Genomic DNA, 26,344 nt, shown 5'->3' on the forward strand with positions numbered 1-26,344 from the left:
TTCAGGGAGATCCTGTTGATTGTAGCGGAGAGTGGCGACTCCGGAGGGATTAGCGAAGCTCGAAGACCCTGGACTGAGCAAAGCGAGGGAAGCGGCTGAGAGCAAGCCCCTCGGAAAGCGTCCGCTCGCAGCGGAAATCAACTTTACATAGTTAATTCTATTGTAAAATTAAAACTGTAGGCAAACCCCATGATTACTGGAGTTTGTCTACAGTCTGAACACTCCGCACTTAGAGTAGTGTTTAAAACGGCCATCCGAACAAATAGCCGAGGGTTATGCATATAATACCTGAAACGGTTGTACCGAGTGAGGAGAACAGCATATATCGTTTTACAGCCATGCCGCTCATTCCTGAAAAGCAACAAACAAAATGACGCATTCCTGGAACGAAAAATCCTAATGTCACAGTCCAGGAACCATAGCGCCCAAACCAGCGTTCCACTCGCAGTACGCGCTTTTCGGAAAGACCAACCCATTTACCAAATCGCTCAACGATGGGACGTCCGACTTTTTTTCCAATGGTATATGTTACAAGTGTCCCGATGAACACACCTAAAATAGCAATGGTCATAGCCCCTACGAAATTGAGGAGCCCTGCAGAAGACAAGTATCCAGTAAAGACAATTACGAATTCATCCGGCATGGGTAAACCGAATATTCCGAGCGCTAGAAATAGAAAAACAGCAAAATACCCGTAATGGGTAACGAAATCTTGAAAAACACTCACTTGCATCCCTCTTTTGTCACTTCATTGATGATCACGTTCGTGGTTGCCATTGACCAATCGGGTCTCCAACATGAATCGCACCTTTTTCTTGAATTGTAGCAGAGAAATGGGAGTCGCCTGCGACAAATAACAGAATCGTTGAGCCGAATGAGAAATACCCAAAATCCTCTCCTTTTTTAGCTTCTTTGGAAGAAGAGTAGAGCTGTACGGAGTTTACATTGAGTGCGCCTACTTTTACAAGTGCTAATTTGTCATAAGTTGTTGCAAGCTCTGTTATCAGTCTATAGTTTGTTTCAAACGGTTTGTCTCCGTATGTCAGTCCCATTGTATTAACAGGATATGATTTATTTCCAAGTGCGTAGCGGTTTATGACTGTACCATCCGCTGGGTAATGAAAATGATGATAATCTGCTGGGGACAAATAGAATACAAAGTACCAACCATTTTTATAAGCAGATGCCCTCTTTTCATCCATGAATATTTCATTTATACTGTATGTATGACCTTTAATTGTAAATTGGTGTCCGTCTTCCACACGTCCATACGAACTTAGCTGTCCGTCACAAGGGGAAATGAGAATTTCAGGCGACTTATTGAAAGGCCGTGCTCCGGATTTTAGGGTGCGAGTGAAAAATGCTTGTAGGCTGTCATAGTGTTCTTTCGGATATTCCATTATGGACTCATCGATTTTATAGGCTTTTGAGTAGGTCTTAATAAGAGGTTTACTTAGACGTGAGGCTGACAAATGACGAAGGATACAAGATGAAACCGGGTTGCCTGTCAATTCCACTAATGATTTTAGAAGTTTCTTTTTCAATACTGTCACCATCTTTAACTAGTATTTATTATAAGGAGGTTTGCTATGTTTTCATTTAGATATATTGATTATACTAAAGTGAAGGCCCAACTGGCGAATGCAATTACTTTAGTCAATTTAAGTTTTGGTGTTATTGCTATTATACTAATTTCACGAGACTTGTCACACATGAGTTTGGTATTTATTTTTTTAGCCGCATTATTCGATCGTTTTGACGGTATGACTGCTCGTCACTTCCAAACAGAATCTGCTTTTGGAAAAGAATTAGATTCCTTGAGTGATATTATTTCGTTTGGCATCGCGCCAGCAGTTCTTATCTACCATTCAGCTTTATCTGGAATGCTTTGGGTAGGGCTCGCAGCGACGATTATCTATATTGCTTGTGGGGCGGTTCGCTTGGCTCGTTACAATGTTGAAGAGTTCGACGGAGTATTCCGTGGCGTTCCAATTACAGCTGCAGGTGTTATTTTAACGGCATTGTATTTCGCAGTTCCATATGTGGCGGCACCTTATCTTGTCATCGCAATGCTCGTACTGTCTTGGGCAATGGTTAGCAACTTTAAAATTTCTAAAGTTTAATGACCGACCTCTTCACTTAGCTACTTTCACACAATTGAGTGAAGAGGTTATTAAATTGAAGAATAATCTGGTCCGTGTTATAATTTTATTCGTTAAAAATGGAGGCGTACCCAAGAGGCTGAAGGGGGCTGACTCGAAATCAGCTAGGGCGTGCAAGCGCCGCGGGAGTTCAAATCTTCTCGCCTCCGCCATACATACATTGAACCGTCTTTGCGACTATGCGAGACGGTTTTATTTTGTTTTGGAGTGCACATATAGGAGCGTCCCCCTGTTCGTTCCATTCTCCTTACCAATCTGCTATTCTTAGAGTAGATAATCTACGGAAAGGGATGATTGAAATGGCAGGACCTGCTTTAAAACAACTACATTCTCACCGCGCTATTCACGAAGGCGGACTATCTGGTGCAATCGGAAAAACGGAGTTGCTGATTGACTTCCTTCAAGAAGGAGATCAGAAAAATGCTGAACGCGCGGCCAATGACTTAGTGGATTACTGGAAGACTCGAGTAATCAGTCATGCGGATGCAGAAGAGGACGGGTTTTATCAAGAAATCGTTACCGAAAATCCTACGATGGAAAAATCAGTTACACAGCTAACGCGTGATCATGATTTGATAAGAATTATTGTAGCAGACATAGAAGTGCTTAGAGAGACGGAAGGGATTAGTCCGAGCGTCCTTCAAAAGTTTTATGCGCTATTGGTAGTGAACGAAATCCATAGTCGTGAAGAAGAACGTCTGTTATTTACAGAGTCGCCTTCAAAAGACGCTTGAACCGTATAGACTTTTCTTGCATGTCTTCGCGCAAAGAGACGAATTTCCAATGAAAGGAGGACACTAAATGATGCAACAAGCACTTGCCGTACTCGCTGAAAAATTCGGGTATACTTCATTCCGGACAGGACAAGAGCAAGTCATCCAGCATGTTATGGGTGGACAGGACGCTCTGTGTGTCATGCCAACTGGCGGCGGTAAATCGTTGTGCTACCAAGTTCCGGCAATGTTATTAGAAGGAACAGTCCTCGTCATATCCCCACTCATTTCCCTTATGAAAGATCAGGTAGATGCACTGTGGCAGCTTGGGATTCCAGCTGCGTACATAAACAGTACATTATCATCTGAGGAATATTTCGGTATTCTTGAGAACGCGATTGCAGGACAGTATCGGCTCCTCTATATTGCACCAGAGCGATTAGAGTCCGAATCATTTCTGAGAGAACTAAGTAGAATGAGCGTGCCGATGATCGCAATTGATGAAGCGCACTGTATTTCGCAATGGGGTCATGATTTCAGACCGAGTTATAGAAATATTACTCGCGTATTGAACTGTTTTGATGAAAAACCAGTATTGCTTGCTTTGACTGCGACAGCAACGCCGAACGTTCGGGAAGATATCCGTGTGCAACTAGGAATTCCGCTAGAACAGACGGTGATGACAGGATTTGAGAGGTCAAATTTAGTGTTTACTGTTGTAAAAGGCCAAAATCGGGAGAAGTTCATCAAAGAGTTTGCAAGTAAAAATAAAGACGAAGCTGGAATTGTTTACGCGGCAACCCGAAAAGCAGTCGAGAGTATTTATGAGATGTTGAACCGCTCTGGATTTGAAGTGGCGAAGTACCATGGAGGAATGTCAGATACAGAACGTCATCACGAGCAAGAACGTTTTTTGAATGATGAAGCGACGGTGATGGTCGCAACAAATGCGTTTGGAATGGGAATTGATAAGTCGAATATCCGATACGTCATTCATTATCAAATGCCGAAGAATATGGAAAGCTATTATCAGGAAGCAGGACGTGCAGGGCGTGACGGACTCGATAGTGAATGTGTGCTCCTTTTCGCATCGCAAGATATTCAGACGCAACGTTTTCTGATTGACCAATCTCCTGATCCTTCTAGAATTCCAGCAGAACTCGAAAAGCTTCAAGGAATGATCGATTATTGTCATACAGAAAATTGCTTGCAGCAATACATCGTGACATACTTCGGTGAAACAGAGGCTCCGAAATGTGGGAGATGTGCTAATTGCACAGATACGCGTGAGCAGATGGACGTGACGCTGGAAGCCCAGAAAGTGCTGTCATGCGTCATTCGAATGGGACAGCGGTTCGGCAAGACGATGATTGCTCAAGTGCTGACTGGCTCTAGGAACAAAAAATTGCTGGACTTTAAGTTTCATGAACTGACGACATATGGATTATTGAAAGAAAAAAATGCGAAGGAAGTTTCCGATTTTATCGAGTTTCTGATTTCAGCAAACTGTTTACAAGTCGAAAACGGACAGTTTCCGACGATCCGGGTAGCAGAGCGTGGAAAAGAAGTTTTGCTTGGCAATGATAAGATTATGCGAAAAGGCTCATTTGTCTCGAAAGTACTTACAGAAAATGATCCATTGTTTGAACAGCTTCGACAACTGAGACGTCAGCTTGCTCAAGAGGCTGGAGTCCCACCATTTGTTGTATTCTCGGACAAGACCTTGAAGGATATGGCGATAAAGAAGCCAGCAACGTCTGCTGAGTTTTTAGATGTTGTGGGTGTTGGACAAACGAAGCTTGAGATTTATGGAGAGGCGTTCATCGAAGAGATTCAATCTTTTCAACTCCAAGAGATTTGACGATTTACTATTTCAAAAAAATATACAAAACAAAAAACATGCTAGATAAGCATGTTTTTTGTTTTGTTATCCGTTATTCTTCGTAACTTATTTGCCATTCGATACCAAATTGATCCTTTACTTTACCGTAGCATTTACTGAAAAAAGTCTCTTGTAACTCCATGGACACGTAACCATTCTGTTTGAGCTTTTCAAACGAGGAAGTAAGTTCATCCGTATCATCACTTACAAAAGCTAAGCTGATGTTATTACCAACTACAACAGGTGATCCAGGAAATGTGTCTGAGAACATGATCACGTCGTTTTTTATTGTAAGACGTGTATGCATAATGAGATCTTTCGCCTCTTCAGGTAAAGGGTATTCGGGATTTTGTGGTGAGTCACCAAATGACATAAACTCCGGTTTTTCAGTTTTGAAAACGTCTGCATAGAATTCCACTGCTTGGCGGCAATTTCCGTTAAATGTTACATATACATTAATCCCGATAGGAACCACTCCATTCTAATTGTATCAGACAAGTCTGTCTGCTTATCATATCATGTCTGCTATTTGAACGGTATTAGGAATGAACAGGAGTTCCAAAGATCGAGAACAAGATGAATGGAGTACTAAAAACCTTGGAGATGTAATGCGTCCCCGAACGCATGGCCATCTAATATAATCTCTTTGGATGAATCGTTTTAGTGAACCGTTGCTGTCCGTTGTTTGAACAAGCCATAAATGGTATAGGCTGCAACGAGTAGCAAGAGCACACCAGTAAAGGTGAATGCACCTCTGAAATTCAAATTCAATGCACCGATCGTATACGATCCTGCGACGACGCCCATTGAGAAAAATGCATAGAAATAGCCGTATGCTTTTCCGCGGTAGGCGGCTTCTGAGGAATCGATGAGCAATGAGTTGATGGATGGGAATAGAAATGCAAATCCGATTCCATATAATGCCATAGTTCCATATAGACTAATAAGCTCGTCTGCCTGACTTAAGAGCAACATACTGACGCCCATTAAGGAAATTCCAAATGCGAGTGTAATCATTGGTCTCACCCGATCGAAAATCCGGTTAATCGGCAATAAAAACACTAAAATTGCCACAATACCGAACGTGCTAAGAAGTGTGCCTGTGGTTTTTGTATCAAAACCAAGTGCTTCGACCTTTAACGGAAGAATAAGCGCTAGGACACCTTGTGAAAACATAAGGAAGAATGCGCCGGCAAAGGCACGTTGAATTCCTGGATGGCGGAACATTGCCCCAACATGTTTCTCCTTAGATTTTTCTTCTGACTTTTTGACCCTTTTCACTGAACGCAATAGCAGAAATGCTAGAAATGCTAGTATTGCCATGATGACGCCGTTCACGAGCATGATGAGAGGAGTCCCCTTTAATGGGTTCCCGATGATTGAAGCGACAATTCCGCTATAAGCAGGACCTGCAATCGCAGCCAATCCGACAAACGCTCCGGAAATTGCAACACTTTTTCCGCGTTTTTCAGGTTGAGCACGGTTAGCTAGAAATGTGAACGCAGCAGGGATGATCAAACCATTCGTAAAGCCATGAACAAAACGGACACCAACAAGTAACCAAGCAACATGGACTGTTGAATATAGCGTTAACGCTAAAGCGTTAGTTAAAAGTCCGATTAGCAAAATGAGGAACGGACCTCTCTTATCAGTAACAAAGCCCGAAATGACATTCCCGAACACGTTTGCGAGAGAATAAGTACCAACAACTAGCCCCGCTACGAAGGTGGATGCACCTAGAGAAAGAGCAAAGGGACTCATGATCGGTAGCTGGGAGAACAGATCAAAAAATGAAAAGAAAACGATTAAATAAACAAAAAATCGCATACATACGCCTCGTTTCGAGATTTCATAAACCATGCTTATTTTATCATGTTAAGGGTTTAAATCAACGTACAAGATTAAGGAATATGGAACAAACCGCACGATGTGTGACGAAATTGTAGAAAGTCATTCTAGTAAAGAAAAAATAGCAATCTAGCGAAAAAAACTGTAAAATAACGAATAGTCAAACGAAATGGGGGAATAAGACATGGAATCGAAGATAAGAATTGGAATCGCAGGTTATGGAAACCTAGGTAAAGGGGTGGAGTTTGCGATTTCCCAACAACCCGATATGGAGTTAGTTGGTATTTTCACGAGAAGAGATCCTAGTAGTGTTCAACCAGTCGGTGACAGCGTATCTGTGTACCAGTTAGCAGATGTTGAAAAGCATGTGGATGATGTGGACGTCATGATTCTTTGCGGAGGGTCCCGTGCAGATTTACCTGAACAAGGTCCTGCACTCGCAAAGTTGTTTACAACGATTGATAGCTTTGATACACACGCTAAAATTCCTGAATACTTCGATGCTATCGATGCAGCAGCGAAACCATCGGGCACAACAGCAATTTTGTCTGTGGGATGGGATCCAGGCCTGTTTTCATTGAATCGTTTATACGGAGAAACTGTTCTTGCTGACGGTGCCACATATACATTTTGGGGAAAAGGTCTTAGCCAAGGTCATTCCGATGCAGTTCGTCGCATTAACGGCGTTAAAGATGCCGTTCAATATACAATCCCTTCTGATGAAGCGATTTCAAAAGTTCGAGCAGGGGAACAACCAGAGCTGTCAACGAGAGAAAAGCATGTCCGGGAATGCTATGTCGTATTAGAAAAAGGCGCAGACGCAAATACTGTGGAAGATACCATAGTTACCATGCCAGATTATTTTTCTGACTATGACACAACTGTTACCTTCATATCTGAAGAAGAAATGCAACAAAATCATAGTACGATGCCGCATGGAGGATTTGTCATTCGTAGTGGAAAGACTGGAAAAGGCACAAACCAAGTGATGGAATATTCGTTGACATTGGATAGTAATCCTGAATTTACTTCAAGTGTTCTTACAGCATATGCACGAGCTGCATACAGATTAAATAAACTTGGACAACATGGTGCGAAAACGGTGTTCGACATTCCGCCAGGTCTTTTATCGCCTAAAGATCCTGCTCAACTTCGAAAAGAATTGTTATAAGATTACCCTGTATACTTTGAAAACAAGATAATTTGTACTATACTAGGAACGTAATTACTTAGGGGGGCGAAGGATTTGGCTAAAATGGATGAAACACTACACATGCTCAAAGAATTAACAGATGCAAAAGGGACGGGCGGAAACGAACGTGAACCACGTGACGTGATGAAACGCTACATCGAACCATTTGCAGATGAGATTGACCAGGATGGACTTGGTTCACTAATAGCCAAACATACTGGTGATGCAGAAGGTCCTAAAATTATGGTAGCAGGTCACCTCGATGAAGTCGGTTTCATGATTTCAAGAATTGACGACAAAGGATTCCTGAGCTTCCAAACAATCGGTGGCTGGTGGTCACAAGTTATGCTCGCTCAACGCGTGACGATTGTAACGCGTAAAGGAGATTCCATTACAGGCATCATCGGTTCTAAACCGCCACATATTCTTCCTGCTGAAGTACGCAAAAAACCAGTGGACATTAAAGATATGTTCATCGACATCGGTGCTTCATCTCGTGAAGAGGCAATGGAGTGGGGCGTTTTACCTGGAGATATGGTCGTTCCTTACTTCGAATTCACAGTCATGAACAACGAGAAATATTTGCTTGCAAAAGCATGGGATAACCGCATCGGTTGTGCAATTGCAATCGACGTTATGAAAGAACTGAACAAACAAGGTCATCCTAATACACTGTATAGTGTTGGAGCGGTCCAAGAAGAAGTCGGTCTCCGTGGCGCTCGAACAGCGGCGAATAAAATCAAACCGGATATCGGGATCGCAGTAGACGTCGGAATCGCTGGGGACACACCAGGAGTTACCGCAAAAGAAGCGGCAGCAAAAATGGGAGACGGCCCTCAAATCATTCTCTATGACGCATCTATGATCGCGCATAAAGGCTTACGTGACTTTATCGTCGACACTGCTGAAGAAAACGGCATTCCTTATCAATTCGACTCCATGTCAGGTGGCGGCACAGATGCTGGCTCAATCCACTTGAGTGGAAATGGCGTTCCTTCAATTGCAATCACTGTAGCGACTCGCTACATCCACAGTCACGCGGCGATGCTGCACCGTGACGACTATGAAAATGCTGTGAAACTCATCGTGGAAGTCATTAAAAAGCTTGACCAAGAAACAGTAAACAAGATTATTTCTGAATAAAAGAGGGAAGAGGCAGATCAGAACCTGGTCTGCCTCTTTTAATTTTCAATAAAGTATAAAAATACAGTTGACTTTATAATTATTCATAATTATACTGACATTAACCAATTTTATTCACGGAGGATGATTAGATGACAAGCGCATTCGAACTGAAATACATGGAAAAGCAATTGAAGGGTAAAGACTTTTTAGCAATTGAGGATTTTTCATCTGACGAAATTAACTTTTTGTTAGATCAAGCGACGAAAATGAAGAAGGATTTTTTAGCAGGTGACGCAACTAAACCGCTTGAAGGAAAAACTCTCGGAATGGTCTTCGAAAAAAATTCGACGCGAACTCGTATTTCGTTCGATGTAGGCATGTTCCAGCTTGGTGGGCATGCATTGATGATGAACCCGACGGAATTGCAAATTGGACGTGGCGAGTCGATTGCAGATACAGCGAAAGTGTTCTCTGAATATCTAGATGGGGTGATGATTCGCGCAAACTCGCATGAAATGGTAAAAGAATTCGCAGACAACGCCTCAATCCCTGTCATTAATGGCCTTACAGATAAATTACACCCGTGCCAAGCACTTGCCGATTTACTTACCATCAAAGAAGTGAAAGGTAAGCTTGCTGGATTAAAACTCGTTTACATCGGGGACGGCAATAATGTAGCACATTCGCTACTCATGGCGGCTGCTAAAATGGGCATCCACACAGCAATCGCTACACCAGTCGGTTATGAAATGGATGCTGACATTTCAAAGTCTATCGAAAAAGCAGCCAAACAGTCCGGCGTGACGATGACCCAATTGAATGATCCTATTGCCGCCTCAAAAGACGCTGACATTTTGTATACAGACGTGTGGGTGAGTATGGGAGACGATGAACAATCAGAACAGCGACTTTCAGATTTCGAAGGATTTGAAATCAACGAAGAACTAGCTTCTCACGCAAAATCTGATTACACATTCATGCACTGTTTACCCGCACATCGTGGTCAAGAAGTTTCCGGATCGGTCATCGACGGCACACAATCTGTCGTTTTCCAACAGGCAGGTAACCGCATGCATGCGCAGAAAGCTTTGCTAGCTGCTTTGCTGTAATAAGATATAAAAAAGGGATCGCAATTCACCTAATAGGTGTGTAGCGATCCCTTTTTTTGTTGGAGTCACTGTGCAGCAAATGCGTGCTCGAGTTCTCCAGTAATCTTCATCTTTTCCTGATCATCTGCGCGTTGCCACAACTTCTCAAAGAACACGCCTAAGCCAGGAAGCAGATGTTCTTCACCACGTGCAATCGCGTCATCGACTACCCCGCGAATGTCTTGAGCTTTGTTATCTGTCATATTAGCTGTAATAGCGTCCCTGATTTGAAAATTCATTCATCTGACCTCCTTTCCGCGTACTTGAGTTTAGTATCGCCAAGAGAGCTTGTCTTTGATACACTGAAAAGAAAAAAAGGAAGTTATCCCAAACTATGAAACGTATTGAATCTACGCAAAATGCACTTGTGAAACATTGGAAAAAACTTGTTACGACAAAAAAAGAACGCGAACGGTCAGAAGAATTTATCATCGAAGGGCATCATCTAGTTGAAGAAGCGTTAAAGATTGAAGGTTCCGTGCTTCACATTATGTTTCGGGAAGATGTTGAAATTCCATTTGAACTGGAAGAGTCTTCGATTCAAATCATTGAAATGACGAAAGCGGTAGCTGCAGAAATTTCAGAAACAGAACACCCACAAGGAATTTTTGCACACTGCAAACAGCCGATTCCTTCAGAAGACCTGTATTCAGAATGGAAACGCCTTCTGTTCATCGACGCTGTCCAAGATCCAGGAAACATCGGTACGATGATCCGTACAGCAGATGCTGCTGGAATGGACGCTGTGATTCTTGGTAAGGGGTGTGCCGATCCTTTTAACCCGAAAACTGTCCGTTCTGGGCAAGGTTCCCATTTTCATATTCCAATCGTAAAAGGGGATTTGAGTGAATGGATTGAACGTGCAAAACAAGGCGGTCTGCAAGTGATTGGAACAGGTTTGCAACAAGCAAAAGATCATTTCACAGTGGACGCAATGCCAGCTTTTGCACTTATTATGGGAAATGAAGGGGCAGGAGTTTCGGATGAATTCCTCGAACAGGCGGATACGATTGTTAAGATTCCATTGTATGGAGAAGCAGAATCATTGAACGTTGCTGTCGCAGCTGGCATCTTGCTCTACACATATGGACGCCGCTAAGACGTTCAAGTATTGAAGTATGAAGCGAATTCCGCTATACTGATGAGGTATACAAGAGCAACAGACAACAAAAGTGTTGACCGGGAAGAGGAAACAGAACATTTGACGATAGGGAATCCATACCTTGACTGGAAGTATGGATGGTCGAAACTGTTACCGTTCACCCCGCGAGCTGCCTTCAGGACCAGCATTTCGCTGTAAAGATGAGCCGGCTACGGACCGTTATTCCGAAGTTGAGAGATCATGTGCACGACCGGCATGATAATCAGGGTGGTACCGCGAATTCGTCCTCGTCCCTTTTTTAGGGGACGAGTTTTTTATTTTGTTAAGGTTTGTTATGTGACAGTGTTGAATTGCGTTTCAGGCGGACACTTTCCGAGGTGCTTGATCTCAGCCTCCTCGGAGCTTCGCTTCTGCGGGGGCTTCGAAAACACGTGCGCCTAACGCTTCGCTTTTACTCGCAAAAGCTGTTCTTCGTCACAGCTTTCGCTGAACCCTCAGGAGTTGCCGCCCTGCACTCCATTCAACGGTTATATGTCCAAAAGAAGTTACTTTAAAATCTACTTAACAAAGCTATTTTGAAAGGAGAATGACAATGGAGCAGCAGCTGGAACAGTTAAAACAGGAAGCACTGCAGAAAATTGAAGCCGCGGCGTCTGTGAAAGAACTGAATGACGTTCGCGTAGCTTATTTAGGAAAAAAGGGGCCAATTACAGACCTCTTGAAAGGAATGGGGAAACTTCCGGCAGAGGAACGTCCTAAAATGGGCGCACTCGTCAATGTCGTTCGTGAAAACGTCACGACTTCTCTAGAAGAGAAAATGGAATTGCTGGAGCAGCAAGCCGTTAATGAAAAACTTGAAAAAGAAACAATCGATATTACACTTCCAGGTAGACCCGTTAAACTCGGCAATCACCACCCGCTGACACGAGTCGTTGAAGAGATCGAAGACTTCTTCATCAGCATGGGATATGAAGTGGCGGAAGGTCCTGAAGTGGAACAAGACTACTACAACTTTGAAGCTCTGAACCTACCAAAAGGTCACCCAGCACGAGACATGCAGGATTCATTTTACATCACGGAAGATGTTTTGTTGCGTACCCACACGTCACCTGTCCAAGCGCGGACAATGGCCGCTAAAAAAGGGGAGCCCATCAAAATCATCTGCCCAGGTAAAGTGTATCGTCGAGATAGCGATGACGCGACACACTCTCACCAATTCACACAAATCGAAGGTCTCGTCGTAGGCGAAGACATCCGTATGAGTGACTTGAAAGGGACGCTCGCATTATTCGCGAAAAAGATGTTCGGTGAAGAACGAGAAATCCGTCTTCGTCCAAGCTTCTTCCCATTCACAGAGCCTTCTGTAGAGATGGACATCTCATGCTTCAAATGTGGTGGTTCGGGCTGTAACGTTTGTAAGAAAACTGGCTGGATTGAAATTCTTGGAGCTGGTATGGTACATCCGAATGTACTTGAAATGGCTGGATATGACCCTACCGTGTTCACTGGATTTGCGTTCGGTATGGGACCAGAACGAATTGCAATGCTGAAGTATGGCGTCGAAGACATTCGTCATTTCTTTACGAACGATATGAGATTTATATCACAATTTAACCGCACAGAAGTGTAAGGAGGAGACCCCATGTACGTATCAACGAAATGGCTAGAAAACTATGTAGATACAAAAGGCATCGCACCTGCGGATCTTGCTGAAAAGATTACACGTGCGGGCATTGAAGTCGATACGATTATCGACCGTTCTGAAGGGTTGACCAACATCGTCGTCGGACACGTTGAATCATGTGAGAAACATCCGGAAGCGGACAAATTGAACATTTGCCAAGTGAACGTCGGCGAAGAAACGGTTCAAATTATTTGTGGTGCACCGAACGTAGCCACAGGACAAAACATTATTGCTGCACTTCCTGGCGCAAAATTGCCAGGTGGCATGAAGATTAAAAAAGCAAAACTTCGAGGAGAAGTGTCAAACGGCATGATCTGTTCTCTCCAAGAGCTTGGTGTTGAAGGAAAGACTGTCGCAAAAGCTTATGCAGAAGGTATTTATGTATTACCAGCTGACGCTAAACCAGGTACAGATGCGCTTTCATTACTCGGATTGGATGACGTCATCTTGGAATTCGATTTGACACCGAACCGCTCAGATGCACTCAGCATGCTAGGCGTTGCATATGAAGTTGGTGCGATTTTGTCTCAAGATGTTAAGCTTCCGAAAATTGAGTACGCAGCTTCAAACGAAAAAGCAGAAGATGTCTTGACGCTGAAAGTAGAAGCGAAAGAAGACAATCCAATGTACGTTGCGAAAGTCGTGAAAAACGTCAAAGTTGCAGAATCACCACTTTGGCTTCAAAACTACTTGATGGCTGCTGGTGTTCGTCCTCATAACAACGTTGTCGACATTACGAATTTCGTATTACTCGAGTACGGTCAGCCATTACACGCATTTGACTACGATCGTCTAGAGACAAAAGAAATTGTCGTTCGTCACGCTGTTGAAGGTGAAAAGATTACGACACTCGATGCCGTCGAGCGTACGTTGCGTGCAGGGCAACTCGTTATTACAAATGGCAAAGAGCCAGTTGCGCTTGCAGGTGTTATGGGTGGAGCGAATTCAGAAGTTCATGATGGCACGACAACAGTTGTCATTGAATCAGCTTATTTTGCGCCTGCATCTGTTCGAAAAACTTCAAAAGACGTCGGCTTGCGCAGCGATGCAAGTACTCGTTTAGAAAAAGGGGTAGACCCGAACAGAGTTGCAGAAGCAGCAGAACGTGCGGCTCAATTATTGACGGAGCTTGCTGGTGGAGAAGTGTTGGCTGGAGCTGTTCAATTCGATGAGTTGAATAAAGAATCCGTTCGCATTTTATTGTCACCAGATTATGTGAACCACCGTCTAGGGATGAAGATTCCAATGGACGAAATGGTTTCGATTTTAGAACGTCTTCAAATTCCTGTGGAAGCAGCGAATGGACAATTAATCGTCGATGCTCCTACACGCAGACAAGATTTGCGTATTAAAGAGGATTTGATCGAAGAAATTGCACGTCTCTACGGATACGATGAAATCCCGATGACACTGCCGATTGGTGAAAGTGTCCCAGGAGGATTGAACAGCTTCCAGGAAAAGCGCCGTCTCGTTCGTCGCTATATGGAGAGTGCTGGTCTTTATCAGGCGATCACGTATTCACTAACTTCGCGTGCGGAATCTCAAAGCTTTGCACTGGAGACAGCTCCGGTAACAGAACTTCTTATGCCGATGAGTGAAGATCGAAGCGTATTACGTCAAAGCTTGCTTCCACATTTGTTGGAGGCAACGACTTACAATGTAGCTCGTCGTATTGACACGGTTTCTTTATATGAGACAGGTTCTGTGTTCTTAGGAACGCAAGAAGATGGACTTCCTAAAGAGGTTGGTCATGTTGCAGCAGTGATCACTGGCAAATGGGTGGATCACGCTTGGCAACAAGAAAATAAGAAAGTCGATTTCTTTGTGATGAAGGGAATCGTCGAAGGGCTGATGGATACACTCGGCCTTACTGAGAAAGTAACATATGCGAAAGCGAATCATGATGGCTTGCATCCAGGTAGAACAGCGGACATCTTGTTGAATGACGTGGTGGTCGGTGTGCTCGGTCAATTGCACCCATCTGAACAGAAAAAGCGCGATTTGAAAGAGACCTATGTGACGGAAATGAACTTAGCGTTGCTGCTTGCTGAATCAGCTGAAGCACTCGTGTATGAGCAAGTTCCACGCTATCCTTCGATGTCACGTGATATCGCCCTAGTTGTTTCGAAAGACGAGGCAGCAGGGAGCTTGATTGACATTATCCAAGAAGCTGGAGGCAAGTTGTTGAAAGATGTATCTGTATTTGACTTGTACGAAGGCGACAAAGTGGATGAAGGCATGAAGTCACTCGCATTCTCGTTGACGTATTTCGATGCAGAACGCACGCTGACAGATGAGGAAGTTGTCACGCGCCACGACAAGGTACTCGCTGCACTGAAAGAAAAATCAGGCGCAGTGTTACGAGGATAATTCTAGATGAAAAGAGAGAGAACCGGCGAATTGCCGGTTCTCTCTCTTTTTTGTCTGTATGAGATTTAACAATGTACCCGCCCGTTCCGAGTTGGAACTCGCTCGTTCTGGCAGGCAACCCGCCCGTTTTGAGTAGGAACTCGCTCGTTTTGACAGGCACCACGCCTGTTCCAATAGCCTGCTTGACGCGAGAATATAATATAGGTCGAACCGTCATCGGATTCGCGACCAATTAATCCCTTACTCTCTCCAAACCTAGATCCGAGATTAAATTTGTTCCTCATTCATGTAAACTATTTTGAAATTAAGCACTTGGACCTCGTACCTAATGAAAGCTCAAAGTGAATTGTGTCAAAAACGTGATAATGCTATTTTCGACCAAAGCCTTCCCCTTCTATGGAAGAACCGATACACTAAAGAAAAAAGAGGTGACAACATTGATTTATAAACATCGAACCAAACCACGACTTTTAAGTGGACTACTAGCTTTAGAGAAACGTCTTTCGCCAACACACGAAAAATATGAGTACATCCAGAATGAGGTTTATAAAACCCGTGCCGGTTATGGAGGCGAGCAAGAATACGATCGCTATATGAAAGAAGTCCGGACTGACTACCCACATGCCATACTCCACGATCTTTCCCTACAACACGAAGGTATCCATTTTCAAATCGACTCACTATTCATCACACCAGACTCCATCATCATCTCAGAAATAAAAAACATCGCCGACAAAATTTTCATCAAAGCCAAACCTACACAATTTATGAAGCAACTGCCTGACGGAACACGGTTGCTATTCCGAAGCCCAATTGCAGAAGTGGAACGTAAAATTCAGTTTCTCGAAAAGTGGTTAGCTAGCCGTAGTGTTCATGTGAAGGTAAAGGGGCTCATTGTATTTGCATATAACAATGAAATGTTTATTGAAGAAAAGCCATCTATGGAAGTAATTACTGCCTATGAGGCACCTACTTATTTTCGTTCATTGACCCCACAGACCCAAATTTTAGAAGAACGGGATATCGCAAGAATTGCAAAAGCGCTAGCGCGCGGACATAAGGAATACAATCCATATCCAATAACTGAACGATATAAAATAGCCGAACGTGATATTAGGAGCGGGGTATTTTGTTCAAGATGTGAAATTCCAGCAATTATGAGATGGTCCGACTTAAGATGGGATTGCCCAGTCTGCGGTGTACGTGAAATCGGGAGTCACCAAAATGCAGTGGTAGATTGGTTTATGCTAATGTCCGGACCACTGACCAATCGAAAGTTTTGTGAATTCACTGGGATCACTAATCGCCACACTGCCAAAAGAATGCTAGCTCGCTCAGATATTCTAAGGCGAGGGCAGGGACGCGGCAGTCGTTACACATCATTAACATAACATTATTGGATAAGTTGAAATACAAGTGATGTTTTGTGCGCTTCGCTTTGCGAAGCGTTTTCGTCTTTCCGCAGAACCAGATGATTTTGTTACACGCCCTCAGGTTTCCTGTTCCTTGCCCGCGGCAGGCAACTTTTCTTAAATCGTATCCTAGCTCGCGACCAATCAATTCCCTCAGTTCAAAACCAAGATTAATTGGTGTTGCTTCGCTCCGCTACGCATTTAGTGATGGATAGCGGGGGAGTAAGGACTGCCTCACTATCCATTACTAGCCTGAACCCGCCCGTTCTTCCGAGCAACCCGCTCGTTCCGACGAAGAACCCGCTCGATTTCCCGAGCAACCCGCCCGTTCTGCGCCAAACCCCGCTCGTTCTTCCGAGCAACCCGCCCGTTCCACGCCAGAACCCGCTCCATCCCTCAAAAATCACCCCTCACCCCTCACCCACGCTTCTTAGCAGCCAACACCGCCGCTTTCTTCGCATTCGCAAAGTGCCACTTCGTCATCGAACGCAAAAATGGTTCGCCTTTAGAAAGTAAAATCGAGGCTGCGGTTTCATCCACCTTCTTCCCAGCACCTTTAGGAAGTGTTCGTCCCGCCAATCCACTCAATCGGTCCATTTCATCCAAAAACGCAACCCGCGCGATAATCGATGCCGCTGCAACGGCGACATGTAGCCCCTCCGCCTTCGTTGCAAACAACACATTTTCCCGCACAATCTCACGTTCATTCTTCAAGTGGTTGTAATACACACTGCGCTCCGCGAACTGGTCTATCAAAATGTAATCTGGATGCTCATCTTCTATTTTACGCAACACATGACGTATTGCCTGATTATGCAACAACGCTTTGATTTTTCCTTGGGACCAGCCCTTTGCTTGTACTGTATTGTATTTTTCGTTTTGTAGTGTGAGCACACTATACGTCAACACGGATTTCAAATCCGGAGCAATCGATCTCATGTAGGGGTCTGTCAGCAACTTGGAGTCCTTCACTCCAAGTTCTGCGACTAGAGGAATCTGTTCCGCACGCACATAACATGCGCAAACCGTCACGGGACCAAAGAAATCTCCAGTCCCAGTTTCATCGGACCCAATTACAGAAAGTGTCTCAAGTCGATCGGGAAGGGGAGCTCCTTTCACAACAACTTTTTTCTTCGGAGCACCCGAGCTCGAACTAGCTTCCAAATCAGACTGCCATTTCGCAGCTTCCACTTCAGCACCACCCCCTTGAAACAAAACTTTCCCCGAACGATATGCAGTGATCGATGCATTGGCAGTTTTTGCTGCAAACACCACACCAGGGGCATTACGTGTCACACGATCACTCGCATAATACGCTTTTAACTCAGTCAATTTTTTATCAGACAAAATTATTACAGAATTCGACATACAAATCACCCTTTCAAACCGTACATTCTAAAACGTTTTGTATAGTATACCGTGTACAGAAGAAAGCACAAAAATAGTTAGCTGGCAATGCCTATGTTCACAAATAAACCTTTTTCGTGGTATGATTAAGTTCATAGTTTTGGGCAGGAGGTTATGGCAGTGGAAAAAGAACAAAAAACACGGATTACCATCGATATATACGGTCAAACGTATACCATCATCGGGACCGACTCGTCTGCTCACGTTCGGCAAGTGGCAACACTCGTGGACGACCGAATGCGTGAACTCCGTGCGCATAATCCGTATTTGGATACGACGAAAGTTGCTGTGCTAACAGCTGTCAACAGTGTACATGACTATTTGAAGTTACAAACTGAAAAAGAATTACTTGAAGAAGAATTGAAAAAGTTGAAGGGCTGACGGCTGCTAATGTTAGATATACTTATATTATTTCTATTGGTTGGAGGACTGATTACAGGCTTTAGAAGAGGATTGCTTGTACAAGTCTTACATATGACAGGTTTTATCGTTTCGTTTATCGTTGCATACGCGTATTACAAACAACTTGCGGATAAATTCGTTTTATGGATTCCATATCCGGGAGTTACCGCAGAGTCCAAGTTAAGCTGGTCATTTGGACAGTTGGATTTGGATCAGACGTTTTATAGGTTGTTAGCATTTATCCTGATTTTCTTTGTTGTTAAATTCCTACTGCAACTCTTTGTATCGATGTTCGACTTCCTGAAACACTTGCCTGTACTTGGATTCATCTCGCGTTTCTTTGGCGCGGCATTAGGATTTGTTGAGTTCTATATTATCATTCTATTACTCATTAGTTTCCTTGCTTTGCTGCCAATCGACTTTGTTCAAAAATTATTAGATTCTTCTTTACTGTCGAAAACCATGTTCGAGCATACACCGGTCATTTCAAACGCAGTAAAGGAATGGTGGTACGTTTACACAAAATAAGTCTGACCAGCTTCCCCCCCGAGCGGCGGGAAGCTTTTGTGCAGTCAGGGAACGAATAGAAAGAGGAGGTTTTGTTGATGAACAAAAAAGTGATCATACAAACGTTGGAAAAAATTGCACTTTATATGGAATTACTCGGAGAGAATCATTTCAAAGTTGGCGCTTTCCGTAAAGCAGCGAACGTCCTTGAAGTCGACCCAAGAAGCCTCGCTGAAATGGATGATATTTTGACCTTGAAAGGAATCGGAAAGGGAACAGGTGCGGTCATTCAAGATCTAATCGACAAAGGTGAGTCAGACCTATTGAACGAGCTTCAAGAAACCGTTCCAGCAGGAATGATTCCACTGCTTGAAATCCCTGGCCTTGGGGGCAAGCGAATTGCGAAACTCCATGAAGCACTCGGTATTGATTCAATAGAATCGTTAAAAGAAGCTTGTGAGAAAAACGAGGTGAGCGCTCTTCCTGGTTTCGGTAAGAAAACGGAGGAAAAGCTACTTCATGAAATTGAACAGCTTTCTCAGCGTAAAACCTCATTCCCACTTTGGCAGATGGTTAAATTCGTTGGACAAGTTGAGCCGATTTTGGATGAAATCGAAGAAATTAGCAAATATTCAGTGGCGGGAAGTTACCGCAGAACGAAAGAACAAAGTAGTGACATGGATTTCATCATCGTGACAGATACACCTTCAGTTGTCCGTGAAAAGTTGCTGAAACTACTTCCTACTTTAGAAACGATTGCAGCAGGGGACTCAAAGCTCTCCGTAACATTGGAATTGGAAGAAATCATCGACGTCGATTTCCGGTTCGTGACAGACACACAATATGCAAGTGCGTTGCATCATTTTACAGGTTCAAAAGACCATAACGTAAAAATGCGGCAACTCGCAAAATCACGTGGTGAAAAAATTAGTGAATACGGTGTCGAGCAAGAGGACGGAACGGTCTTAACGTTCGAATCGGAAGAAGACTTTTTCGCTCACTTTGACCTACCGTTCATCCAACCAAACTTACGTCAAGATGGTCGGGAATTGGATCGCATAGACGAATTAGACGGTTTGGTCACACTTAGTGATATTCGGGGCGACTTCCACATGCATACGACCGCATCTGACGGAGGATATTCGATTCGTGAAATGGCAGATGCATGCAGAGAACGTGGGTACACCCACATGGTAATTACAGACCACTCTCAATATTTGAAAGTCGCGAATGGGCTAACACCTGAACGGCTATTGGACCAATTGAAAGAAATTCGGGAAATCAATGAAGAGTATCCAGACATTGAAATTTTTAGTGGGACCGAAATGGATATATTGCCGGACGGTACTTTAGATTTTGACGATGAAGTACTCTCGCAACTCGATTTTGTAATCGCATCCATCCATTCGAGTTTCAGTCAATCCCAGGAACAAATCATGGAGCGATTGCATTCGGCAATGAAAAATCCACACGTCGATTTAATTGCCCATCCAACAGGTCGTCTCATTGGAAAAAGGGATGGTTACAATCCGGATGTGCCTCAATTGATCGAATGGGCGGCGAAATATGGTAAGATTCTAGAACTAAACGCGAGTCCTCATCGCCTTGATTTAGACAAAGAATACTTAGAAATGGCGCAAGAAGCTGGCGTCAAGATTTCGATCAATACAGATGCCCATGCGAAGGAGCAATTGGAGCTCATGGCTATTGGCGTAGAGTATGCACAAAAAGCATGGTTGAAAAAAGATACAGTTGTCAATACCTGGTCATTAGATCAGTTCAAACAGAGAATCGTCGATAAGTGAAAGGAAGGGATCCGCGATGGATTCACGCGTATTAAAAACTTTAGAGTTTGACAAAGTCTTAGCCCAAGCGGCACAGCAGTGTACGTTCCCTGCTGGACGTGCTGAGATGGAAAAATTGAAACCGGATACCGACTTTGAAACGGTAAAACGCCTTTTGGAAGAAACGGACGAAGGACTTGCTATTTTACGTGTACGAGGTAATGTTCCGATGGGTGGAATTACGGACATCCGACCGCATGCGCGTCGTGCACAAATCGGAGGCGTCTTAAGTGCGCAAGAATTGATGGAAACTGCGTCAACCATTCGAGCGAGCCGTATTTTCCGTCAATTCATTGAAGCGGTTATACAAGATGAAGAAGTGGAAATTCCTAATTTCATCGCAATTAAAGAAGCAATGCCAATCGTCACCGGTCTTGAACATGAAATCAATAGTGCAGTCGACGAAAACGGACGCGTATTGGATAGTGCATCCAGTGCCCTGCGTTCAGTCCGTCAAAGTCTACGCATTCAAGAAGGTAGAGTCCGTGAAAAATTGGAGAGCATCATTCGTGGGAAAAACGCGGCGAAGATGTTGTCCGATAGTATCGTGACCATTCGGAATGAACGATTTGTGATACCTGTGAAGTCCGAGTACCGCAGTCATTACGGCGGCGTCATTCATGATTCGTCTTCATCAGGTCAGACGGTATATATCGAACCTGATGCAGTCGTGCAAGCAAATAACGAAATCCGTACGTTGAAGTCAAAAGAAAAAGAAGAAATTGAAAAAATTCTTCGAGAGCTTTCTGCAATTGTTCAAGAACACGCTCATGAGTTGTTCATCTTAGTCGACCAGCTTGTGAAAGTGGATGTCATTTTAGCAAAAGCAAAATACGGAATGGCGAATAAATGTACGAAGCCAACAGTGAACCAAGACGGCTATATGCGCCTCGCAAAAGCCCGTCATCCACTATTACCGATCGAAGAAGCAGTGGCCAATACGATTGAATTCGGAAAAGACATTACCACGATCGTCATTACTGGACCGAATACAGGTGGTAAAACCGTGACATTAAAGACCGTCGGACTGTGTACATTAATGGCACAAGCCGGATTACCGATTCCAGTGTTAGACGGTTCGGAAATCGCTGTTTTCGGATCCGTTTTTGCCGATATTGGTGACGAACAATCCATCGAACAAAGTCTCAGTACGTTTTCATCTCACATGGTCAATATTGTTGATATCTTAAAGAAATTCAATCATGATTCGCTCATTATTTTCGATGAACTCGGTTCAGGAACTGATCCACAAGAAGGGGCAGCACTCGCAATCTCTATTTTGGATGAAGTCCATGGAACAGGTGCGCGAGTAATGGCGACCACGCACTATCCTGAACTGAAAGCTTACAGTTACAACAGAAATGGCGTTGCGAATGCAAGTGTAGAATTCAATGTCGATACATTGAGTCCAACGTATCGCTTGTTAATAGGCGTTCCAGGGCGTAGTAATGCATTTGAAATTTCAAAACGACTTGGTCTTGGAGATCATCTAATCGAGCGTGCCAAAACGTTCACTGGAACGGACCGTGGTGAAGTTGACTCGATGATTGCTTCCTTAGAATCTAGTCGTGTTCAATCTGAAAAAGACGCAGAACGCACTCATGCTTTACTTTTAGAAACCGAATCGTTGAAAAAAGAGCTTGCTGAAAAACTTGCTGAAAACGATGAGATGCAAACCCGTTTAACTGAAAAAGCGAAAGAGAAAGCCAAAAAGATTGTTGAAGAGGCAAGGCTCGAATCCGAAGCAATCATTTCGGATCTACGTGCGCTTAGGATGACTGCCGGTGCATCAGTGAAAGAACACGAACTCATTGAAGCACGAAAGCGTCTTGAAAATGCTTCACCGAAAGAAGCGAAAAAGAAAGTACTGAAAGCGAAAGCGGCTCCACGTCCGTTACAAGTAGGCGATGAAGTCAAAGTCTTAAGTTACGGTCAAAAAGGAACACTCGTTGACAAAGTATCTGATACTGAATGGGTTGTTCAAATCGGTATTCTAAAAATGAAATTGGAGCAATCTGGGCTGGAATTTGTAAAGCCTGAAAAAGAAAAGAAAATAGTAGCGTCCACTGCAATACGTGGTCGTGATCAGCATGTTAAACTGGAGCTCGATCTTCGTGGCGAACGTTATGAAGATGCAATCAGAAGGACAGAGAAGTATTTGGATGATGCATTGTTGTCCAATTATCACCAAGTGTCCATTATCCACGGGAAAGGAACAGGTGCACTCCGTCAAGGCATCCAGACCTATCTTAAAAAGCATTCACGTGTGAAAAATTTCCGTTTTGGTGATGCAGGTGAAGGCGGACTTGGTGTAACTGTTGTAGAGTTGAAATAATTTTTATAGGAAAAGTGAAACCTATTCGAGGCTCATTCGTACTCGTTAAGACATCACCGTAAAGGGGCCAACGAATAATGTCAAAGTCTGGGTTTTGGAGTCATCCGTTAGTAGAAACAGCCGGTTATTTTAGTACCGTCGTCCTTTGTCTCGTTGTTTCAATGGTCATTTTTGAGATAGTGACAAAATACAGGTGTTGGGATGAAATAAAAAAAGGAAACTTAGCTGTTGCTTTTGCAACGGGGGGGAAAATATTCGGTGTTGCTAACATTTTTAGATATTCAATCGAACAGCACAACACGCTTCCACAAATGATCGGGTGGGGTTTGTTTGGATTTACATTACTCATTTTTGCCTACTTGCTGTTCGAATTTTTAACGCCGATGTTCAAAGTGGATGAAGAAATTGAAAAAGATAACCGTTCTGTAGGATTTATTTCGATGATTATTTCGGTCGGATTATCCTTTGTTATTGGTGCAAGTATTTCATAAGAGTATGTTCAGTAGGAGACGATTACGCAAATGGAAAAATTATCGAAAATATTACTCGCATTGTGCGTGTTATTTATCGCCTTCGGTATTTGGTGGATGGTCAAGCAAACCCCGTAACTCTCGTAGTTACGGGGTTTGCAATTCCTTCCATTGTTAACGTTGTAAACGCCTTCATTTTTCGCTATACTTAGTAAAGAATGAATATTCTATGAATATACTATGGAAAAGGAGGCTGTTTCATGACGAACAAACCATGGCTTTCACAGTACCCATCTGAAATTCCTGCGGTTATCGACTTTGTTCCGATCCCTCTTCAAGAATATTTAACCCGCACTGCGTCCAAGTATCCTAAAAAGAATGCAATTCACTTTTTAGGTAAAGACATTACGTTCGGAGAGTTTTACGAATCCTCTTTGAAGTTTGCGAACTACCTACGGAAGCTTGGAATTGAAAAAGGCGATCGAGTCGCCATCATGCTACCGAATTGTCCTCAAAATGCCATTGCCTATTATGGGATTTTGTTTGCAGGAGGTATCGTTGTTCAAACTAATCCACTATACAAAGAGCGTGAAATCTCGTATCTGATGTCAGATTCAGGCGCCAAGGCAATTATTACGCTGGATTTACTATTTCCTCGAGTATCATCAATTTTAAAAGAAACACAGCTGGAAAACATTATTGTAACTAGCATTAGAGACTACTTACCATTCCCGAAAAACGTCATTTATCCATTCATACAAAAGAAAGAAAACGGTATTGTAGTGAAAGTGGAACACCGAGGAATCCATCATCTATACACTGAAATCATGAAGTCGACACAAGCAGAATCGATCCAATTGGAATTTGACTTTGAAAAAGATATTGCTTTGCTACAATACACAGGGGGAACTACGGGGCCTCCAAAAGGAGTCATGCTTACGCACAAGAACCTGATTGCAAACGCGGAAATGTGCAACGCATGGCTGTACAAATCCAAAGAAGGCGATGAAGTCGCTATGGGAATTTTACCGTTCTTCCATGTCTATGGGATGACGACTGTGCTCATATTCTCAGTCATGTGTGGAAACAAAATGGTTTTGATCCCGAAATTCGATTTCAAGACAGCACTAAAAGAAATTGACAAACAGAAGCCGACGTTATTCCCAGGTGCACCGACAATCTATATTGGCTTGCTTAACCATCCAGATGTTGCAAAGTACGATTTGTCGTCGATTAAAGCCTGTTTGAGTGGGTCAGCTGCACTTCCAGTAGAAGTGCAAGAGAAATTTGAAAAGGTGACAGGTGGGAAACTGGTAGAAGGATATGGTCTCACAGAAACATCTCCAGTCGCAATTGCTAACTTTGTATGGGAAGGTCAGCGGAAACGAGGTTCCATTGGGGTACCATGGCCAAATACGGACGTCGCTATATTACCACCAGATTCGGCTAATCCGATGAAACCAGGTGATGTAGGAGAGATTGCCATTAAGGGGCCACAGGTGATGGCTGGCTATTGGAATCGCCCCGAAGAAACAAAGGAGTCATTCCGTGAAGGTTGGTTTCTAACAGGGGATCTTGGTTATATGGATGAAGATGGCTTCTTCTACGTCGTTGACCGGAAAAAAGACATGATTATCGCAAGTGGTTTTAATATTTCACCACGAGAAATCGAAGAAGTACTATATGAAAACGAAGCGATTCAAGAATGTGTGGTCGCAGGAGTACCGGATCCTTATCGCGGGGAAACCGTGAAAGCCTATATTGTCTTAAAAGAAGGATATTCACTGACAGAAGAAGAACTAGATACGTATTGCAGAGCAAATATGGCGTCATTCAAAGTTCCGCGGATTTATGAGTTCCGAGATGAGCTTCCGAAGACCGCTGTTGGGAAGATTCTAAGAAGAGCTTTAGTAGACGAAGAGAAGAAGAAAGTCGAGCAGCAACAGCTTACATCCTAACTAAAAGGCTTGACTAAAAACTAAATAACTATTAATATGAAAATATGAATGAACCATCATTCATATTTTCTTTTTTATGGTGGTGAGAAAAATTGAAGCGTGAAAAACCGAAATATAAAAAAATTGTGGACGCCGCTGTGTCAATTATCGCACAAAATGGGTACCACCAAGCACAAGTGTCAAAGATCGCAAAAGAAGCAGGCGTCGCAGATGGTACCATTTACTTGTACTTCAAAAACAAAGAAGACATCCTCATTTCTGTATTTCAAGAGAAGATGGCGGTTTTTGCAGACTACGTAAAAGAAATTTTAGAAATGGATTTATCCGCCTCCGACAAGCTTTTTAAAATGATTGAGAACCACTTTAAAGTGCTGCACGACGATCGCAACTTAGCCATCGTCACACAACTGGAACTACGGCAATCCAGCAAAGAACTCCGTTTTCGTATCAATGAAGTACTAAAAGAATACTTAACCTTATTGGATGCATTGCTTCGAGAAGGAATCGAAAGTGGGGAGTTCTCTCCAGATCTCGACATCCGACTCGCTAGACAAATGGTTTTCGGCACAATTGACGAAACCACAACATCCTGGGTCATGAACGACCAAAAATACGACCTACTCGAACTAGCCCCAAGAGTACACAAACTACTACTCTCTGGCATGAAAGGGTAACTTTTTTTCTTTAAGATTGAAGAATATTGTTTTGCTAATAAGAATCCGTTGATTGTAACGGAAGATGGCGACTCCGGAGGGATAAGCGAAGATCGAAGACCCTGGACTG

Annotated in this window: 23 protein-coding genes and 1 tRNA gene; 18 read left to right on the plus strand and 6 right to left on the minus strand. The window is 43.3% G+C overall.

Features of this window, described 5'->3' with window-relative positions:
- Nucleotides 1–241: 241 nt before the first annotated feature.
- Both N693_RS0102685 and asd read right to left on the minus strand, forming a co-directional pair.
- Nucleotides 242–733 carry a DedA family protein gene (locus N693_RS0102685; protein WP_037592626.1) on the minus strand — a complete coding sequence of 164 codons (492 nt, stop codon included), beginning with the start codon at nucleotides 731–733 and terminating at the stop codon, nucleotides 242–244.
- Nucleotides 734–758: 25 nt separating this feature from the next.
- Nucleotides 759–1,544, minus strand: coding sequence for an archaetidylserine decarboxylase (asd, locus tag N693_RS0102690; RefSeq protein ID WP_025783245.1), 786 nt, complete (start codon nucleotides 1,542–1,544; stop codon nucleotides 759–761).
- A gap of 45 nt (nucleotides 1,545–1,589) precedes the next feature.
- On the opposite strand from asd, the gene pssA reads away from it, so the two are divergent.
- From pssA to recQ, 4 genes are all read left to right on the plus strand, one after another.
- On the plus strand, nucleotides 1,590–2,123 hold the full coding sequence (pssA, locus tag N693_RS0102695) for a CDP-diacylglycerol--serine O-phosphatidyltransferase (protein ID WP_025783246.1): 534 nt from the start codon (nucleotides 1,590–1,592) through the stop codon (nucleotides 2,121–2,123).
- A 100-nt stretch (nucleotides 2,124–2,223) separates the two neighbouring features.
- A tRNA-Ser gene (locus N693_RS0102700) sits at nucleotides 2,224–2,314 on the plus strand.
- 147 nt (nucleotides 2,315–2,461) lie between these two features.
- A complete protein-coding gene (locus N693_RS0102705) occupies nucleotides 2,462–2,896 on the plus strand; it encodes a hemerythrin domain-containing protein (protein ID WP_025783247.1) in 435 nt (144 codons plus the stop codon).
- Between the two features lie 67 nt (nucleotides 2,897–2,963).
- Nucleotides 2,964–4,736 (plus strand): DNA helicase RecQ, encoded by a 1,773-nt coding sequence (recQ, locus tag N693_RS0102710; RefSeq protein WP_025783248.1) that lies wholly within the window; start codon nucleotides 2,964–2,966, stop codon nucleotides 4,734–4,736.
- Nucleotides 4,737–4,809: 73 nt separating this feature from the next.
- Here the strand turns inward: recQ and N693_RS0102715 are convergent, their stop codons facing one another.
- Both N693_RS0102715 and N693_RS0102720 read right to left on the minus strand, forming a co-directional pair.
- The gene (locus tag N693_RS0102715; RefSeq protein WP_025783249.1) at nucleotides 4,810–5,223 is read right to left on the minus strand and encodes a VOC family protein; all 414 of its coding nucleotides are present in this window, start codon (nucleotides 5,221–5,223) and stop codon (nucleotides 4,810–4,812) included.
- 194 nt (nucleotides 5,224–5,417) lie between these two features.
- Entirely contained in the window at nucleotides 5,418–6,584 is a 1,167-nt protein-coding gene (locus N693_RS0102720) for an MFS transporter (protein WP_025783250.1), read from the minus strand.
- Between the two features lie 205 nt (nucleotides 6,585–6,789).
- Here N693_RS0102720 and N693_RS0102725 point away from each other — a divergent pair, with 205 nt between their 5' ends.
- The 3 genes from N693_RS0102725 (at nucleotide 6,790) to argF (ending at nucleotide 10,031) form a co-directional block, all read left to right on the plus strand.
- Nucleotides 6,790–7,776 carry a diaminopimelate dehydrogenase gene (locus tag N693_RS0102725; RefSeq protein WP_025783251.1) on the plus strand — a complete coding sequence of 329 codons (987 nt, stop codon included), beginning with the start codon at nucleotides 6,790–6,792 and terminating at the stop codon, nucleotides 7,774–7,776.
- Nucleotides 7,777–7,851: 75 nt separating this feature from the next.
- A complete protein-coding gene (locus N693_RS0102730) occupies nucleotides 7,852–8,940 on the plus strand; it encodes a M42 family metallopeptidase (protein ID WP_025783252.1) in 1,089 nt (362 codons plus the stop codon).
- 131 nt (nucleotides 8,941–9,071) lie between these two features.
- The gene (argF, locus tag N693_RS0102735) at nucleotides 9,072–10,031 is read left to right on the plus strand and encodes an ornithine carbamoyltransferase (RefSeq protein ID WP_025783253.1); all 960 of its coding nucleotides are present in this window, start codon (nucleotides 9,072–9,074) and stop codon (nucleotides 10,029–10,031) included.
- Between the two features lie 65 nt (nucleotides 10,032–10,096).
- Here the strand turns inward: argF and sspI are convergent, their stop codons facing one another.
- Nucleotides 10,097–10,309, minus strand: a complete 213-nt coding sequence (sspI, locus tag N693_RS0102740) for a small acid-soluble spore protein SspI (RefSeq protein ID WP_025783254.1) — start codon at nucleotides 10,307–10,309, stop codon at nucleotides 10,097–10,099.
- A gap of 95 nt (nucleotides 10,310–10,404) precedes the next feature.
- Here sspI and N693_RS0102745 point away from each other — a divergent pair, with 95 nt between their 5' ends.
- From N693_RS0102745 to N693_RS0102760, 4 genes are all read left to right on the plus strand, one after another.
- Complete coding sequence (locus N693_RS0102745; protein WP_025783255.1) at nucleotides 10,405–11,169, plus strand: RNA methyltransferase; 765 nt, start codon at nucleotides 10,405–10,407, stop codon at nucleotides 11,167–11,169.
- Nucleotides 11,170–11,764: 595 nt separating this feature from the next.
- Nucleotides 11,765–12,802, plus strand: a complete 1,038-nt coding sequence (gene pheS, locus N693_RS0102750) for a phenylalanine--tRNA ligase subunit alpha (protein ID WP_025783256.1) — start codon at nucleotides 11,765–11,767, stop codon at nucleotides 12,800–12,802.
- A gap of 12 nt (nucleotides 12,803–12,814) precedes the next feature.
- Complete coding sequence (gene pheT / locus N693_RS0102755; RefSeq protein WP_025783257.1) at nucleotides 12,815–15,226, plus strand: phenylalanine--tRNA ligase subunit beta; 2,412 nt, start codon at nucleotides 12,815–12,817, stop codon at nucleotides 15,224–15,226.
- 437 nt (nucleotides 15,227–15,663) lie between these two features.
- Nucleotides 15,664–16,617, plus strand: coding sequence for a nuclease-related domain-containing protein (locus N693_RS0102760; protein WP_025783258.1), 954 nt, complete (start codon nucleotides 15,664–15,666; stop codon nucleotides 16,615–16,617).
- Nucleotides 16,618–17,055: 438 nt separating this feature from the next.
- Here N693_RS0102760 and rnhC read toward each other — a convergent pair whose 3' ends face one another.
- Nucleotides 17,056–18,006, minus strand: a complete 951-nt coding sequence (rnhC, locus tag N693_RS0102770) for a ribonuclease HIII (RefSeq protein ID WP_025783259.1) — start codon at nucleotides 18,004–18,006, stop codon at nucleotides 17,056–17,058.
- A 153-nt stretch (nucleotides 18,007–18,159) separates the two neighbouring features.
- Here rnhC and zapA point away from each other — a divergent pair, with 153 nt between their 5' ends.
- The 7 genes from zapA to N693_RS0102805 all read left to right on the plus strand — a co-directional run bounded on the left by zapA (nucleotide 18,160) and on the right by N693_RS0102805 (nucleotide 26,235).
- Nucleotides 18,160–18,426, plus strand: a complete 267-nt coding sequence (gene zapA / locus N693_RS0102775) for a cell division protein ZapA (RefSeq protein ID WP_125103208.1) — start codon at nucleotides 18,160–18,162, stop codon at nucleotides 18,424–18,426.
- A 9-nt stretch (nucleotides 18,427–18,435) separates the two neighbouring features.
- Nucleotides 18,436–18,975, plus strand: coding sequence for a CvpA family protein (locus N693_RS0102780; protein ID WP_025783261.1), 540 nt, complete (start codon nucleotides 18,436–18,438; stop codon nucleotides 18,973–18,975).
- A 77-nt stretch (nucleotides 18,976–19,052) separates the two neighbouring features.
- Complete coding sequence (gene polX / locus N693_RS0102785; protein WP_025783262.1) at nucleotides 19,053–20,759, plus strand: DNA polymerase/3'-5' exonuclease PolX; 1,707 nt, start codon at nucleotides 19,053–19,055, stop codon at nucleotides 20,757–20,759.
- 16 nt (nucleotides 20,760–20,775) lie between these two features.
- A complete protein-coding gene (locus N693_RS0102790; protein WP_025783263.1) occupies nucleotides 20,776–23,133 on the plus strand; it encodes an endonuclease MutS2 in 2,358 nt (785 codons plus the stop codon).
- A gap of 77 nt (nucleotides 23,134–23,210) precedes the next feature.
- Nucleotides 23,211–23,624, plus strand: coding sequence for a DUF350 domain-containing protein (locus N693_RS0102795; protein ID WP_025783264.1), 414 nt, complete (start codon nucleotides 23,211–23,213; stop codon nucleotides 23,622–23,624).
- A 239-nt stretch (nucleotides 23,625–23,863) separates the two neighbouring features.
- Entirely contained in the window at nucleotides 23,864–25,561 is a 1,698-nt protein-coding gene (locus N693_RS0102800; RefSeq protein ID WP_025783265.1) for a long-chain-fatty-acid--CoA ligase, read from the plus strand.
- A 92-nt stretch (nucleotides 25,562–25,653) separates the two neighbouring features.
- Entirely contained in the window at nucleotides 25,654–26,235 is a 582-nt protein-coding gene (locus N693_RS0102805) for a TetR/AcrR family transcriptional regulator (RefSeq protein ID WP_025783266.1), read from the plus strand.
- Nucleotides 26,236–26,344: the final 109 nt, after the last annotated feature.

The sequence above is a fragment of the Sporosarcina sp. D27 genome (assembly GCF_000586555.1).
Classification (GTDB): domain Bacteria; phylum Bacillota; class Bacilli; order Bacillales_A; family Planococcaceae; genus Sporosarcina.